The organism is Porphyromonas catoniae ATCC 51270 (assembly GCF_000565015.1).
Classification (GTDB): domain Bacteria; phylum Bacteroidota; class Bacteroidia; order Bacteroidales; family Porphyromonadaceae; genus Porphyromonas; species Porphyromonas catoniae.
The window spans coordinates 34936-50538 of the sequence record NZ_JDFF01000022.1; the positions used below are offsets into that span (position 1 = coordinate 34936).

A 15603-nucleotide genomic window follows, 5' to 3' on the forward strand; every position below is an offset into this window, starting at 1 on the left:
TGCCTTCGGGAAGATCGACACCAAGCCACACGAGCCCAATAGAATATTCGGGCTTCGGTATCATATTTGCTGGGAAGATGTATATCGGGCTTATACCTATATGGCTATCCCCATCCCCTTGAGGGGGTTGGGCACGACCATGGTATGGGCTAACAGGCTTTGTAACAGAATAAAAGACTACAATATGAGCGAAGAAATCAAGGAGCCTCTTACTGCACAAGAAGAGCTCCTAGAGCAGGAGAGCAAGACAGAGTGTCAGAGTGAAATACCTGCAGACGAGGCGTCTACGGAAAAATTGTCAGAGGAAGATTCTTCTCCCGAGAATGAAGAAGACCGCCTACGCCTTGAGCTAGAGAAGCTCAAGGACACCCATCTGCGCCTCGTAGCGGAGTACGATAACTACCGCAAGCGCACCCTCAAAGAGAAGAGCGAACTCATTCGCAGTGGTGGAGAGAAGGTGCTAGGAGACCTCCTTCCTGTCGTGGATGATCTGGATATTGCCCTACAAAACCTCGACAAGGCGACCGACCTAGAGGCTCTGAAGGAGGGTATGCACCTCATCCACACAAAGTTCCTCGACTACCTCCAGCGACAAGGGGTACGCCCCATCGAGGCGACGGGACAGGACTTCAACGAGGAGTACCACGAGGCTATCGCCACCTTCCCTGCTACCGAAGAGGCTCAGAAGGGGAAGGTCATCGACTGCGTCAAGAAGGGCTATACGCTGAACGATAAGGTCCTTCGCCACGCCTCTGTCGTCGTCGGGCAGTAACGAAGGAAGAGATAGAATACAGCAATGGCAACAAAAAGAGATTACTACGAGGTACTAGGTGTCAGCAAGGGGGCGAGCGATGAAGAGCTCAAGAAAGCCTACCGCAAGCTCGCCATCAAGTACCACCCAGATAAAAATCCAGGAGACAAAGAGGCCGAAGAGAAGTTCAAGGAGCTTGCCGAGGCCTACGACGTACTGAGTGACCCACAGAAACGCCAGCGGTATGACCAGTTCGGTCACGCAGGTGTAGGGAGCAGTGCTGCAGGAGGCGGAGGCTTCAGTGGTGGCGGTATGTCCATGGAGGATATATTTAGCCGCTTCGGCGACCTCTTCGGGGGTGGAGGCTTTGACTTCGGCGGGTTCGGAGGCTTCTCTGGCGGAGGAGGGCGTCACGTGATGCGTGGCTCAGACCTCAGAGCTCGGGTACGTCTCAACCTCGAGGAGATCGACAAGGGCGTCGAGAAGAAGCTCAAGGTCAAGAAGCAAGTCGCATGTACCCACTGCCACGGCGAAGGGACAAACGACAAGGATGGGAAGCAGACCTGTGGGACATGTCATGGCTCAGGGGTCGTCATCTCGGCGCAGAGAGGCATCTTCGGGATGGTACAGACCCAGAGTGTCTGTCCTACCTGTGAGGGCTCTGGCGAGGTGATTACCAAGCCTTGCTCCTACTGTAAGGGTAAGGGAACTCAGATCGGTGAGGAAGTCGTGACCTTCCGCATACCAGCTGGGGTGTCCGAAGGTATGCAGCTCAACGTCTCTGGTAAGGGGAACGCAGGTCCTCGTGGCGGCGAACCTGGGGACCTACATATTATTATCCAGGAGGAAGAAGACCCCAATCTCATCCGCAATGGGAATGACCTAATTTACAACCTCCTTGTCTCTATCCCCACTGCAGCTCAAGGGGGCTCAGTAGAGGTGCCTACCATAGGCGGGAAGGCACGGGTGACTATCGCCGCAGGCACACAGCCAGGTAAGGTGCTACGCCTACGCAGCAAGGGATTGCCCTCTGTAAACGGCTATGGACGAGGAGACCTGCTTATAAACGTGAATGTCTTCATCCCCAAGCTGGATGAAAAAGCGGATGCTAGCGTACTTGGAGAGATGTCGGGCTCAGCCTTCCAGCCTACAGAGGAAGCACGCAAGGAAATCGACCAACACTACCGGCAGATGCTTCGATAGGCATCATCCCACTAAATACAGCACAGCCCGATTACCTCTCAGTGAGGTAATCGGGCTGTGTCATATCAAGTCGCGGACAGAGGGGATAGCTAGAGCTCCCAGCTCCTCCGAGCAAGACTAGCGAAGGCGTCTGCGAGGGCGAAGCCTAGAGCTCTCGGCAAGGGCAAAGTCGAGTTGCCGACGAGCCAAATCAGCCTGCGCCACAGTGACCTCTAGCTGATCCCCGAGACGGAAGCGACGACCTGTGTGCCGACCAACCAAAGAGAAATTCGTCTCATCATACTCGTAGTAGTCATCCTCTAGATCACGAGCTGGCACAAGCCCTTCACACTTATTCTCATCCAGCTCTACGTAGATTCCCCAGTCTGCAAGCCCCGTAATAACACCAGTGAATGTCTGCCCCAGCCGTGGAATCATGTACTCGACCTGCTTATACTTGATGGAGCTACGCTCCGCATTAGCGGCCACCGACTCCATATCAGAGGCATGGTCACACTGCTCTTCGGTCGAAGAAACATCTGCACTCTCCTTACCCTCGATGAGATAGCGAGTGAGCAGGCGATGCACCATGAGGTCGGGATAACGACGTATGGGAGAGGTGAAATGTGTATAGCTCTCAAAGCCCAGCCCATAATGCCCAATATGCGCTGTCGTATAGCGAGCCTTCGCCATGGAGCGTATCGCTAGCATGGAGATCATATTCTCCTCAGGCTTCCCCTTGATGTCATTGAGGAGCTTATTCAGACTTTGGGTAACCGCCTCAGCCCCCCCCTCCGTACGGAGCTTATAGCCCATGCGGGCAACAAACTCCGAGAGACTACGTAGCTTCCCCTCATCAGGTGCCTCGTGGATACGATAGACGAAGGTAGGAGGGGTGCGCTTCTTCAGGTGAAGAGCTGGTGTGATATCTTGACGTGAAGCATCCGAGATACGCTCGGCAACGGTACGATTTGCCAGCAACATGAATTCCTCGATCAGCTGGTGAGCAGGCTTGCTTTCCTTGATATGGACTGCTATCGGTTTCCCATCCTTATCTAACTCGAACCGCACCTCTGGGCGGTCGAAGGCAATACTACCCTTCTCAAACCTCCTCGCACGGAGCTTTTGTGCCAGCTGGTGGAGTGTAAGGATTGCCTCAGCATAATCTCCCTGCCCCGTGTCAATAATCTCCTGTGCCTCCTCGTAGGAGAAACGCCGAGTACTACGAATCACAGTGCGCGCAATGCGTGCTGAGACGAGCTGAGCCTCTGCATCAAGGGTGAAGATACAGCTGTAGGCATACTTATCCTCATCTGGGCGAAGCGAGCAAAGGAAGTTACTGAGTCGCTCAGGCAACATCGGTATCGTTCGATCCACGAGATACACACTGGTGGCTCGGCGGTAAGCTTCGTCATCAATAATCCCTCCAGGCTGCACATAGTGACTCACATCTGCAATATGCACCCCGACCTCGTAGCGGTTACCTGATAATGGACGAAACGAAAGGGCATCATCGAAGTCCTTCGCATCACGTGGGTCAATCGTGCAGGTCAGTACACCACGGAAGTCCTCACGCTGGGCAAGCTCCTCGCTTGTGATCTCACCGGACAGCTCTTCAGCTGCTCGCTCCACCTCCTCTGGATACTTATATGGGAGACCAAACTCAGCGAGGATGGCATGCATCTCGGTAGAGTTCTCCCCCGACTTACCTAGGACATCTATGACCTCCCCGCGAGGATTCTTGGCTCGAGCATCCCAATCAAGGATCCGCACAACAACCTTATCTCGGCTGGTTGCCCCGAGGCACTTATCATCAGGGATAAAGACATCTTGGCGCAGCTCTTTATTATTCGTCACAAAGAAGGAGTAGCCACGAGATTTCTGCAAGGTACCAACATAGATGGCCTCCCTACGCTCAAGGATCTCGATGATACGTGCCGCCTTAATCTCCCCCTTCCGTGTGCGGTGGAAGGCAAGACGTACCCTATCGCCATGCAATGCATGCGCACACGAACGATCAGAGAGCGAAATAGGATCAAGCTCCGCATCCTCTGGGATGAAGGAGGGGCGACCTGCACGGCAGTCAAAACGCCCTTCGAGGGTATTTCCCTCCGAGCTACCACGGGTGAAGCGTCCAGGCTCCAGCTCCTGTAGCTCTCCCAGCTGTGCCATCTCGGAGAGAGCCTGATAGATCATACGCTTCTGTCCCATTGTAGTCTTGCCAAAAGCGTGGCATACTTGCTTATAAGACAGGACATGTCCTTCGTTTGCATCAAAGACCAGATGAGCGATACGCTGGATCTCACGCTTATTCATAGAGGATGTCTCATGAGAATGGTGCTTACCCTTCTTCGTTATGGTAGATAGTTGTTTCTTTTTACTCATCGTTTTGTCTAAAGGTTTCAGTAATCTAGTGATACAAGGTTTGTCGACCTAGCCCAGCAAACCTCATCAGTACTTATTGGGAACCCAGGCCACCTAGGTGTGCTCAGCTCATTGGGAGAATAAATGGGGAAGCCACCCCGACACCGATAGCGACCACTATCGATGTGGGGTGGCTTGAGGATGTATGTTGTCGGATGAGTAAGCTTCGTAGTTCTAGTGCTCTTCGGGAGCTGCAACAGGAGGGATAACGAGCTTGTAACCCTTACCATGCACGTTCTTAATCTCGATGCTAGGATCATCAGCGAGCATACGGCGCAGCTTAGTCACATAGACATCCATACTACGCTGGCTGAATGAATTCTCATTCGCACCTGAGGGCTCAGTAATTCCCCAGATGACGTTCAGTGCATACGCACGCTCTAGTGTCTGGTTGGCAAAGAGGCAGAGCAGAGAGAGTAGCTCACATTCCTTAGTCGTCAGACGACGAGACTGCTCGTTGAAGGTAAGCGTTTGGTTTGTTGTGTTGAAGGTATATCCACCAATATAGTAGATACGTTGTGGCTCCCTCTCGGCATCATGCTTAGCTGTACGTCGGAGGATGGCCTCAATACGTAGCACAAGCTCCTCCATACTGAAGGGCTTCGTAATGTAGTCATCCGCTCCAGAGCGAAAGCCTTCAAGGATATTCTCACGCATACCGAGAGCTGTGAGGAAGATGATAGGCACATCATCTCTCATACTACGAATGTCCTTTGCCAGCGTTAGACCATCACGCTTAGGCATCATGATATCCAGAAGGCAAAGGTCATACTTATGTAGACGGAAGGCCTTCCAGCCCTGCTCTCCATCGGCACACAGGTCTACTTTATAATGCTTGCTCTCGAGGAGCTCCTTGAGGATTGTACCCAGGTTCTCTTCATCTTCACAGAGAAGGATTCTGACTTGTTCATCCATGAAACGTTTATCTTTTGAGGGTAAATAATTCAGTTTATATCATACAGGGGAAAATAACCCTTCTACACATCGTGATAGACAGGAAGGCGAATGGTCATCTTCGTGCCTACTCCTATATCACTCTCTGCTGTTATTTTGCCTTTACTCTGGCGTATAACAGAGTAGACATAGGCGAGTCCCAGACCAAAGCCCCGCACATCATGCCTCTTCCCGGAGCTTATCCTATAGAAGCGGTCAAAGATACGTCTAAGCTCCTTCCGCTCCATACCGATACCATTATCCTCAACCGTAATGAGGATATAGTCTCCATCGTCCTGCGTACTCACCCTCAGTCGGAGCGGTCGGTCGGGATTGCTGTACTTCACAGCGTTGTCCAAGAGATTAAAGAAGACATTGGAGAGATGCATTTGATTTCCTCGCACCCACGTATTCGTTGCCTCCAAGTCCAAGATTAGGTCTCCCTCTCTCTGCTGAGCATGAAAGGTATATATCTCCGCCACAGGCAGGATAAGTTCGTTGACATCTAGGGTCTCAAGGGAGAACTTACCCGTATGGCCCTCGAGGATGGATAGCTGAAGGACTTTATCGATTAAGAACTTCAGCCGCTGCGCCTCCATCGAGATGACCGACACCATCTGCCGTTGCTTTGGTGAGGTACTTGCTGGTGAGGTACTCTCCTCTAGGAGCTTTGTTGAGAGGACGATCGAGCTAATCGGGGTCTTCAGCTCATGGGTCATGTTATTGATGAAGTTCGTCCGCTGTGAGGAGAAACTGAAATACTTAAGCAAGACTCCCAGCGCAGAGAAGCCGAGGAGCAACACAATAATTGTAGAGATGAAGCTCGGCAAGGCAAGACGAAGCACCTCTGCACGTGTTGGATCGAGGTCTAGCGATACGCGCATATAGGGTCTACCTTCGGTTGAGCCATCTGTTGGGACGAAGAGATGCTGTGTTATTGAGTTCTCATCTTCCTCCCAGTCACCACGCATTACTCCTGGTGGACGATACTCGTAGAGTACATTCCCCTGATAGTCATAGAGCGTCATTTGGTAAGCCACACAGAGGTTCTTACTGTCGAGACGCTCACGAATAAGGTTCTTTAGTAGGCGTACATTCACCAGCTGCTCGACGCTCTCGTTCATACTGGTGTCATAGATATACTTCAGCAGGTACTTATCTAATGCATGGAGATTAACAAAGTAAGCATGAAGTAGCATCTCCGAAGGACGGTAGTCTATGCGATTTGTTTTCCCCTTATTGGGCAGCCGAAGCACAACCTGATCTGCATCTATCGCCTGCCGCACTGTCAGCGTATCGGTCTTCGTCCGAGGCCAGATATCGAATGGGGCAACGTCAGAAGCAACAAACTCTGGGGAGGAGAGAGGAGCATCCTTACTCCCAACTCCTTTATTTAGATATCGGACGAGCTCACGCACTTGTAGCTCCTCGGCGACCTCGCTAAGAGCATCCTTCATCTGACTACGCATATTCTCTTTGCGCAGGGTCAAGATGCGGTCATAGTACTGGTACTGCACCCATGACAGCAAACCATATGCTGAGATAAGCGCAAGGACGATGACCCAGATAACTCTTTTTTTCATACCTACTTGTCCTGAAGAGCAAGGGGGAACTAGCTACAAATCTTTTACTTGACTCAGCAAAGGTACGTATTCTACCCGAATTTTACATATCGTGTAAAATGCAAATACTCTGTAAGAAACAGAGCAGGGCTCATAGGTGGCAACGACCAAACCTGTGAGCCCTGCGATGTCATTATCCAACGTAAATAGCTACGGAGCATCACCTATACGCAGGAAGTGATAACCCTCCGACTGAAGCCAGCGAACAGCCTCAGGCATCGCCTGACGCATATTCTTCTCTGCCTTCAATGAGTCATGGAAGACAATAATCGAGCCATTACGAGCATAACGCTTCACATAACCAAGGATCGTCTCTGGACTTAGCTTAGGGTTATAGTCACGGGTGACGACATCCCACATGATGAGCTCGAAGCTATGGCTCAGCTCGAGATTCTGCGAGAGACGAAGATGCCCATGCGGAGGGCGGAAGTAGCGTGAATGAATGAGTTCGTGCGCAGCATGCACATCCTTCATATAGGACTTTGTCGAATGAAAGAGTCCCTGTATATGGTGGTAGGTATGATTACCCACCTGATGCCCTCGACGCTGTATCTCAGCGAAGAGCTCTGGATAGCGACGTACATTGTCCGCGACACAAAAGAACGTGGCTTTGATCCCAAGTTCGTCAAGCTGATCCAATACCCAAGGTGTCACCTCGGGTATTGGACCATCATCGAACGTAAGGTAGATGCTCCGCCCTGTGATAGCTGGGATACGCCATCTTGCCCCAGGGATAAGCATACGGTACCACATCGGTACACGGCAAAGGAGTCTCTCGACCATCTGCTTCAGCTAAAGGTTTGTACCGCTAGCGTCCGCCCCCGAGGGCTCGGATGAGCTGGTTAATCTCTGCCTCATAATGCTTGAGCGCAGTAGAGCCAAACTCCTTCGCGATATCTAGCGGATAGCTAATGCCCATATAGGCCTCCTGCATCTCTCCGTGGCTACTAAGTTGCTCCAGCTTCTCTGGTGAGAGGCGAGTCATCCACACCAGCATCCCCAGCGACTTGCGTGTGATAGCTTGTAGGACATGATCGGCCTCCTTCGTGAGACCTGCACGGTAGAGTGTGCGAGCGAAATACACAGAGTTCACCTCGTAGGGTACAGTCTCCTCACGGATTACGCTGAGGCACTTCCTGAGCACCTCTTGTGCCTTGGCTTTGTCTCCTCGATCAAGGAAGCCCTCAGCCAGAGGCGTAAAGATCTGATTACGTAGTGTGGCGACGATGCCTCGAGCATTCTCGTCAAAGTACGTCCCAACCTGATCTGCTCCACACCAGCGGAACTTTGTCATCACCAGCTCGTACATACGGTCTAGATCACCAATCCCATAGCTCAAGGCACGCCCTGAGCTGTCGGAGACTTGCTTCAGAGGGAGTAGCTGATACGCCATCCCCATCTGCACCATACGCTGATCCATCCCAGCGAAGATATTGCGGGGAGAGGTGATAGCCCAATAGATTGGGCGTTCCCACTTATTGCTAGCTAGCAAGTCAAGTACCGTCAGTCCGCCTATATCGAGATAGTTCTTCCCGGAGAGCGACAGCTCCATCTCGGGCGTGAAGCTACTGACGAGCGAAGGATATTTGCTCTGGAAGCGTTGAGCTACAGCAGCACTATCCACAGGGAGAATGAGGTGTGGTGTAGCGATACGCCCTGGCTCATCCTTGCCCACTGAGGCAAGAGAGCCTAGAGCCTCAGGTACAGTCTGTACGGTCTGTCCCTGTCCATTGACGAGGGCATAGATGTGATAATAGTAATATGAGGTTGGGAGAAGCCCTATAGGCAATGGTTGTCCTTCGTAGGCCTGCTTCTTCATCTGATCTATATACCAATCCCCACCGAGATAAGAGAGGTTCACTGTACGGATATCGGTGCGTATCCCCTCTACCTCCTGTGCATACCACAGGGGGAAGGTATCGTTATCACCGAAGCAGAAGAGGATGGCATTTGGGTCACAACTCTCTAGGTAGTTATGTCCCATATCACTAGCGACAGTGCGCCCAGATCGGTCGTGGTCATCCCAATTCTGCCCAGCCATCTGTATCGGGATGATAAGCCCTACTAGAGTCACGATGAGTGCCGTAGCTGGAGAAATCGGAGCAAGACGTGGCTGTGTGGTTTGTCCCTTAGCTGAGCTAGCTTGTTTCGACTTCTTATCGAGGAAGCGGCTGAGGAACACCCCAAGAGCAGCCACACCAAAGCCCACCCATATAGAGAAGGCATAGAATGAACCAGCGAAAGAATAGTCGCGCTCTCGTGGTTGACCAGGATATTGATTGATATACAGTACGATGGCAAGCCCTGTCATGAAGAAGAGCATGAACGTTGTCCAAAAGCTCTCCGTACCCTTTCGTCCGTAGCCTAGCTGGAAGAAGAGACCAAGCAAGCCAAGAAGGAGAGGAAGAGCATAGTAGACATTATGCCCCTTGTTATCAACCATCTGCTCAGGCCAGGTATCAGCATCTCCGTAGAAGATCGAGTCAATGAAGGGAATACCCGTCATCACACCTCCACGGAGCAGTCCTCCGTCGCCCTGTAGGTCGTTTTGCCGTCCCACAAAGTTCCAGAGGAAGTAACGCCAATACATGTAGTTCACCTGGTAGTTGAAGAAGTAAGTGAGGTTATCGCCGAAGGTGGGTACCGTCATATCATCCTCCGCACGTCCCATCCAGGAGTTGTACATCGCAGCATGCCCTCGGTCATAGACACGAGGGAAGAGCATCATCCCTTCGGGCTCGTATTCAGGCTCTTCCTTCTTAGTGCGTACCACATACTCATCAGGGGTATTGGCATCAGCCTTATGAATGCGCCCATAGGTTGGCTCGCCCTCCTTCATCACAGGGTAGCCATCGGGGCCATACTTTATTTGTGAGGCAAAGGTTGGGCCATAAAACAAGGGGGCAGTACCATACTGCTCACGTGCCAAGTAGTAGCGTAGCGAGAAGGCATCAGCAGGTGCATTCTCATTCATCGGAGGATCAGCTACCGCACGCACGAGGATTACCCCATAGGTAGAGAAGCCGAAGGCAATAGCTACGAGACACATCTGTATGAGGTGTGCCACACGTGCCGTAATCCCCTTATAGTAGTAGAGGGAGCCTAGGATAACAAGGGTTAGGACAATGGAAATCAATCCTCCACCGATGAGTGGAAGTCCCATCAATATTAAGGAGAGGGCGAGCGAAAGACGAAGGCGAAGGTTCCCAGCCTTGGTTCTCCCTGCCACTGCCTGCTGTGTCTCGTAGACGCCCCATATCAAGACGAGTGCTAGGACAACGAGGTAGATATACAAGCCACTATTATAGCTCATGCCTAGCCCATTGACGAAGATCATATCCCACTTCCCAGCGAGCTTAGGCACACCCTGTATCACACCATACATCATCAGCCCCACAAGAGCAAATGATGCCAGTAGTGCCAAGGCTCCGCCCTTGAGTGTCGCAGTCTTGGCTGTACGATAGTAGTAAACCAAGGCCATCGCTGGTAGGCAAAGCAAGTTCAGCAGGTGCACACCGATACTTAGCCCCATGAGGTAAGCAATCAGCACCAGCCAGCGATCAGAGCGTTCATTCTGACTACGCTCCTCCCACTTAAACATCAGCCAGAAGACCACAGCCGTAAAGAACGAACTAAACGCATATACCTCCGCCTCTACTGCGCTGAACCAAAATGAGTCCGAATAGGTATAGACCAAACTACCCACCAGCCCTGCACCAAGGATCGTGATCCCCTGTCCAAGGCTCATCACCTCACCCTCAGGGGCAAGACCACCCGAGAGTAAGCGCACCTCTGGAGTCAGCACTCGCCGCACCATGTGCGTAATCGTCCAGAAAAGGAAGAGGATTGTCAGCCCACTAAGCACGGCACTCGTTGCGTTAGCAAGCCATGCTACATGTGCGATACCTCCACCTAGATGTGAGATGACATTATATACGAGCATGAAGAAGGGAGCTCCTGGCGGGTGCCCAATCTCTAGCTTAAAGACACAAGCGATGAACTCTGCACAGTCCCAGAGGCTCGCCGAGGGACCAATCGTAAGCAAATAGCTCAAGGTAGCCACAGCAAAGATAGCCCATCCCAAGAGGTTATTTGCTCGATTAAATTGTTTCCAATTCATGTAGTCTATACTTATCAGCCCAACACAACAGTGGACTCACTATGATCAAATGTGCACAAAGATAGTCAATACAAGCAACATACCTTTGTCCGTCACCCTACTGCATCCCCCCTACCCCTCTTCGTTTCCACCCCCACCCATGACCTATACCTACGCCACATATACGCCCAGCCTCTGCACCTCCTCCTTCCTCTAAAACGCATCGTTGGCTCTTGTCTTACGCCTCAAGCACATAGATAGACCTCCGCCTCCCCTCCCCCTATCTATTACTTCTCCAATGAGCCAGCTCAGCGAGAGCATCCTCCACTCATCATTTAACCCTCCCCAAATCTCCCTATCTAGAGGCTTTTGCGAAAGGCTCCAACGACTTACCATAACTCGCCGTAACGAGTTACCATAACTCTCTTCGACCACTTACCACAACTCGTACAAGCGACTTACCATAACTCGTTACGGCGAGTTATGGTAAGTCGCTTGCTGTTGTTTTTTACACCTCCGCAACAGACTATAAACCAGACACTTTCACAAGACAACTTGGGACATCTTGTTACAGATCATTAGACCCATAGACCATGAGAGTAGAATGAAGGAGAAGCAGAAGATGGTGGAGAAGGGTCTCTCCACAGTACTCTAGTCTGGTAACGTACGTTAACCCACCGCACCATCGTTATATGAGCAAAGAATCTATAGCTCAGCTAGAGGAGAAGAACGAAAGAAAAGCCTACCGAGGCACCAAGATGCGAGTTGTGAGCAAAGGATAAACTTTGGTAGAAATCACTATATTTGTCGCAATAATTGGTAAACGGGAGCTAAATGCACTCAAAGGGATATCAGAGACGACTAGCTGCCATCTTCCTAGGGCTCTTCCTAGGGCTTCTAGCGATGGTTACCCTGCATGACTTCAGCCACCGAGCTGATGATGTGCAGGCTGTCCCTGTATCTACCTCTCAGGAACTAACCACACACGCAGACCAGACGGACTGTGTGCTCTGTCAGTTCGTCCATACCCCCTTCCTTGCACTTACTCTAGGCGTCATACTGCTCGCCACAGTGCTCGGTGTGCGTCTCCTCAGCTCTCGTCTCGAGAGCATCTGGTCGTGTGACCATCTGTGCCTAGCCCAGCTACGAGCACCACCTGCTGATACCTTAGCCTAAGCCAAGAACGCTTGAGGGGCTTCATGCGCCTCTCTGGTGGAGGGTGAGTTCCTAGGAATGGAACTCCTCCGTCTCACATCACGATTCCATACACAACATACATGTATGAATACCCTATCCTAGGGTCGTCTCATCCATGTCACTATCTGCCTTATCGAGCGTCGTCGTGTCCCAGTTCTATGGCACACAGCTCCTCGGTGAGTGTCATTCCATCCATCCTTTCATGTATCATTCATCACGTATCCATCTTTGGTACCGATGTGTGCTCGTTGTCCTACTCCTAGGGCTATATAGTCCAGCTAGGGCACAGGTAACGGTGAGGAATATCCTCGTGCGCATCCTCGATGCCCGCACGAAGGAGCCCCTCCCACAGGCTGTCGCACACCTCGGCAAGCAAACGTATCAGGCTAACACCTCTGGCGAGGTCAAACTATCCCTCTCTCCCGATGAGACGGATGGTCTACATGTCCATGCCCTCGGCTATCATGAGGGCTTCGTCTCCCTCGAGACCCTACGCCGTAGCGAAGGGAGTCCTACCGAGGGGAGCTATACCCTATATATGACGAGCGAGGAGCGTGTGCTCACGGGGGTCACCGTGCAGGGTACACGTCGTGTGGTCTCGGCTAATGCCGTGGTCAGTCGCCTCAGCTCCCAGCAGATCGAGCGAAGCCTCGGGCGTAACCTCGCCTCGCTCCTCACCGAGATCAGCGGTGTGACGAGCCTACAGACGGGCACCACGACCGCTAAGCCTGTCATCCACGGTATGTATGGCAATCGTGTGCTCATCATGAATAATGGTGTGCGCCAGTCTGGACAGCAGTGGGGCGAGGACCATGCCCCCGAGGTGGATGTCGAGGGCAATAACCACATACAGGTGATTAAGGGTGCTGAGGCCGTACGCTATGGTGCCGAGGCTATGGCGGGGGCTATCGTCATGGAGCAGGCGAGTCTACCCTACGGCGAGGAGTCGCTCCACGGAGCCGTCGGGGCTGCCTATGCTACCAATGGTCATCGGGGGAGTACCTCTCTACGCCTAGAGGGGGCTACACTCTCCGATCGTAGCCTAGCCTACCGAGTACAAGGCTCCTATACCAATGCTGGTGACCGCTCCTCTGCTAAGTATCGGCTGATGAATACCGGTGTACGTGAGTTCAATACCTCGCTGGCACTGGGCTGGAAGCACGGGGAGTGGAGTGTCGAAGGGCTCTTCAGTCGCTATGAGAATAAGACGGGTCTCCTTCCCTCGGGGCACCTACGTAGCCGTGAGGGTATGGCGGAGCTCCTGCGTCGTGGGATGCCCGACATCTTCCGTCCCTTCTCCCGCAGTATCAGCAATCCCTACCACCATGTCGTCCACTACCTCGGCAAGGTCAAGGGGAGCTGGGAGAACGACCACCTCGGTCGCTTTACCCTGCAGGCCTCGCTCCAGCGGGACAATAGAGACGAGTATGCAATCCGCCGTAATACCGCCTATGCTAATGTCCCCACCCTCTCCCTCTCTCTCTCCTCCACCCAGCTCGATGCCTCATGGCGCAAGCATTACCACCGCTGGGACAGCGAGGCTGGGGTACATGGCGAGTACGTCGATAACTACAGCAATAGTGGTACGGGCTTCACACCTCCTATCCCCAACTATACCCAGAGTACCTGGGGTGGCTATGCCCTACAGCGCTATGCGGATGATCACTTCGGGGCAGAGCTGGGGGTGCGTCTAGACGGCCAGCAGATGTCCGTAGCAGGCTACGATGTCGCAGGCCAATACTTCTCGGGCGACCATTCCTTCCTGAACCTCACCTACAGCCTAGGTGGACACGTGCACCTCGGGCAGGGGTGGAAGGTAACCTCCAACTTCGGACTCGCCTGGCGCAGTCCCCACGTGCAGGAGCTCTACAGCCTAGGTAGCCAGCACGGCTCTGCTATCTTCGTCTATGGTGACCGCACACTGCGCTCCGAGCGAGGCTACAAGTGGGTGAGCTCCCTCGTCCATCACTCTGAGCGATGGGATCTGACACTCGATGGCTACCTGCATTGGATCAAGGGCTATATCTATGATGAGCCTTCGCAGGAGTATGCCGAGACGCTGGCGGGACAGTATCCCGTCTTCCGCTACAAGCAGAGCGATGCCTTCTTCCGTGGGCTCGACCTCGATGCCCGTTACTTCTTCATCCCTAGTCTCCTCTATGCCCGTGTGCAGGGCTCTATGATCTGGGCGAATGAGATGAAGACGGGACGCTACTATCCCTACATACCTGCGCTTAGGATCTCGGAGGAGCTTGGTCTGCGCAAGGTCTTTGGCTCTTCGTACACGGGGGAGTTCTCGCTCTCGCACCGCTTCGTAGATCGTCAGCGTCGCTTTGACCCTGCTACCGACCTCACCCAGAGTCCGCCTGCCTACCATCTCTTCGGGCTCGAGGCTCGTGTGACGAAGCAGATGACGGAGCGGCAGTCGCTCAGTCTCTCCCTCAGTGTCGATAACCTCCTCGACACCGAGTACAAGGAGTACACGAACCGCGCACGCTACTACTCGCACGATGTCGGGCGGGATGTCCGTCTCGCTCTGCACTGGCACTTCTAGCAGATCCCTGCTTATCCCTCACTCCTTTGACAGAACTCTCTTATCAATAATAAAGCAATGAGTAAGACACTAGCACCGCTCCTCCTCGGAGCATTCGCCCTAGCCCTCACCGGCACGCTGGTCTCCTGTGGCAAGAATACACCGAAGCCACCCGTAGACGAAAGGCAGAACAAGGGGCATGATAACCCTACCTACGCTGAGCTCACCCTCACCGAGGCGACCCTGAAGGCAGGTAAGACCTTCTCCACCGAGACGACCCTCGATGACGTAGACCTCTCCACAGAAGCAGTACAGAAGATAGGCTTGGATAACAGTGGGGGTACTCTTCGCTTCATCGAGGGGCCAGGCTACTCCAAGAAGTTCACCATCGAGAGTACAGCCAAGACGCCCAATCGTGTCTACCTACTGAAGATCGCCTACAAGAACCTCTCGGGGCAGCTCATGAACGACCAGCTTATCTCCGATGAGCAGATCAATCGCCACCAGCACTTCTTCAAGGAAATATGGAGAGTCCGTGATAATAATGAGGTGGACTATGCTCCATCCTCCCTGCTGAGCTACCGGTATGCCTACTGCGATGTCTTCACTCGTAAGAAGGCTAACGGGACGACTTACCAAGAGCGTAATCCTGTAGGCTTCACTGGGCTCATTCAGTTCGTTCGTCCTCGGGTTACCGACACAGATAAGACCAAGGAGCTAAAGATGGTCATCACGCTAGCGCACTTCTACGGAACGAAGTTTAAGGATGGTAGTGTGCTCCCCTTCCATACTTCTGTCACACCTGGTGCCGACACGGACATCAATATGAATATAGACTTCACTATAAAAGCTAACTAAGTAT

The 15603-nt window shown here is 52.6% G+C and carries 10 protein-coding genes; 5 read left to right on the forward strand and 5 right to left on the reverse strand.

Translation table 11 applies throughout. From position 1 onward, the window contains the following. Positions 1–184: 184 nt before the first annotated feature. The gene (locus HMPREF0636_RS05720; protein ID WP_044169203.1) at positions 185–772 is read left to right on the forward strand and encodes a nucleotide exchange factor GrpE; all 588 of its coding nucleotides are present in this window, start codon (positions 185–187) and stop codon (positions 770–772) included. 24 nt (positions 773–796) lie between these two features. Then, the gene (gene dnaJ, locus HMPREF0636_RS05725; protein ID WP_044169090.1) at positions 797–1954 is read left to right on the forward strand and encodes a molecular chaperone DnaJ; all 1158 of its coding nucleotides are present in this window, start codon (positions 797–799) and stop codon (positions 1952–1954) included. 117 nt (positions 1955–2071) lie between these two features. Here the strand turns inward: dnaJ and rnr are convergent, their stop codons facing one another. The 5 genes from rnr to HMPREF0636_RS05750 all read right to left on the reverse strand — a co-directional run bounded on the left by rnr (position 2072) and on the right by HMPREF0636_RS05750 (position 11032). Continuing rightward, complete coding sequence (rnr, locus tag HMPREF0636_RS05730; RefSeq protein WP_044169092.1) at positions 2072–4318, reverse strand: ribonuclease R; 2247 nt, start codon at positions 4316–4318, stop codon at positions 2072–2074. Positions 4319–4531: 213 nt separating this feature from the next. Continuing rightward, positions 4532–5272: a response regulator transcription factor gene (locus tag HMPREF0636_RS05735; RefSeq protein WP_005468496.1), complete on the reverse strand. Its 741-nt coding sequence runs from the start codon at positions 5270–5272 to the stop codon at positions 4532–4534. Positions 5273–5334: 62 nt separating this feature from the next. Then, positions 5335–6873 (reverse strand): sensor histidine kinase, encoded by a 1539-nt coding sequence (locus HMPREF0636_RS05740; RefSeq protein WP_044169093.1) that lies wholly within the window; start codon positions 6871–6873, stop codon positions 5335–5337. A gap of 189 nt (positions 6874–7062) precedes the next feature. Then, entirely contained in the window at positions 7063–7695 is a 633-nt protein-coding gene (locus tag HMPREF0636_RS05745; RefSeq protein WP_044169094.1) for a polysaccharide deacetylase family protein, read from the reverse strand. 25 nt (positions 7696–7720) lie between these two features. Continuing rightward, positions 7721–11032 carry a glycosyltransferase family 117 protein gene (locus HMPREF0636_RS05750; RefSeq protein WP_044169095.1) on the reverse strand — a complete coding sequence of 1104 codons (3312 nt, stop codon included), beginning with the start codon at positions 11030–11032 and terminating at the stop codon, positions 7721–7723. Between the two features lie 813 nt (positions 11033–11845). On the opposite strand from HMPREF0636_RS05750, the gene HMPREF0636_RS05755 reads away from it, so the two are divergent. From HMPREF0636_RS05755 to HMPREF0636_RS08250, 3 genes are all read left to right on the forward strand, one after another. Continuing rightward, positions 11846–12187 carry a hypothetical protein gene (locus HMPREF0636_RS05755; RefSeq protein ID WP_005468490.1) on the forward strand — a complete coding sequence of 114 codons (342 nt, stop codon included), beginning with the start codon at positions 11846–11848 and terminating at the stop codon, positions 12185–12187. A 166-nt stretch (positions 12188–12353) separates the two neighbouring features. Beyond that, the gene (locus HMPREF0636_RS05760) at positions 12354–14762 is read left to right on the forward strand and encodes a TonB-dependent receptor (protein ID WP_248616886.1); all 2409 of its coding nucleotides are present in this window, start codon (positions 12354–12356) and stop codon (positions 14760–14762) included. A 57-nt stretch (positions 14763–14819) separates the two neighbouring features. After that, positions 14820–15599 carry a hypothetical protein gene (locus HMPREF0636_RS08250; protein ID WP_052328769.1) on the forward strand — a complete coding sequence of 260 codons (780 nt, stop codon included), beginning with the start codon at positions 14820–14822 and terminating at the stop codon, positions 15597–15599. Positions 15600–15603 lie beyond the last annotated feature (4 nt).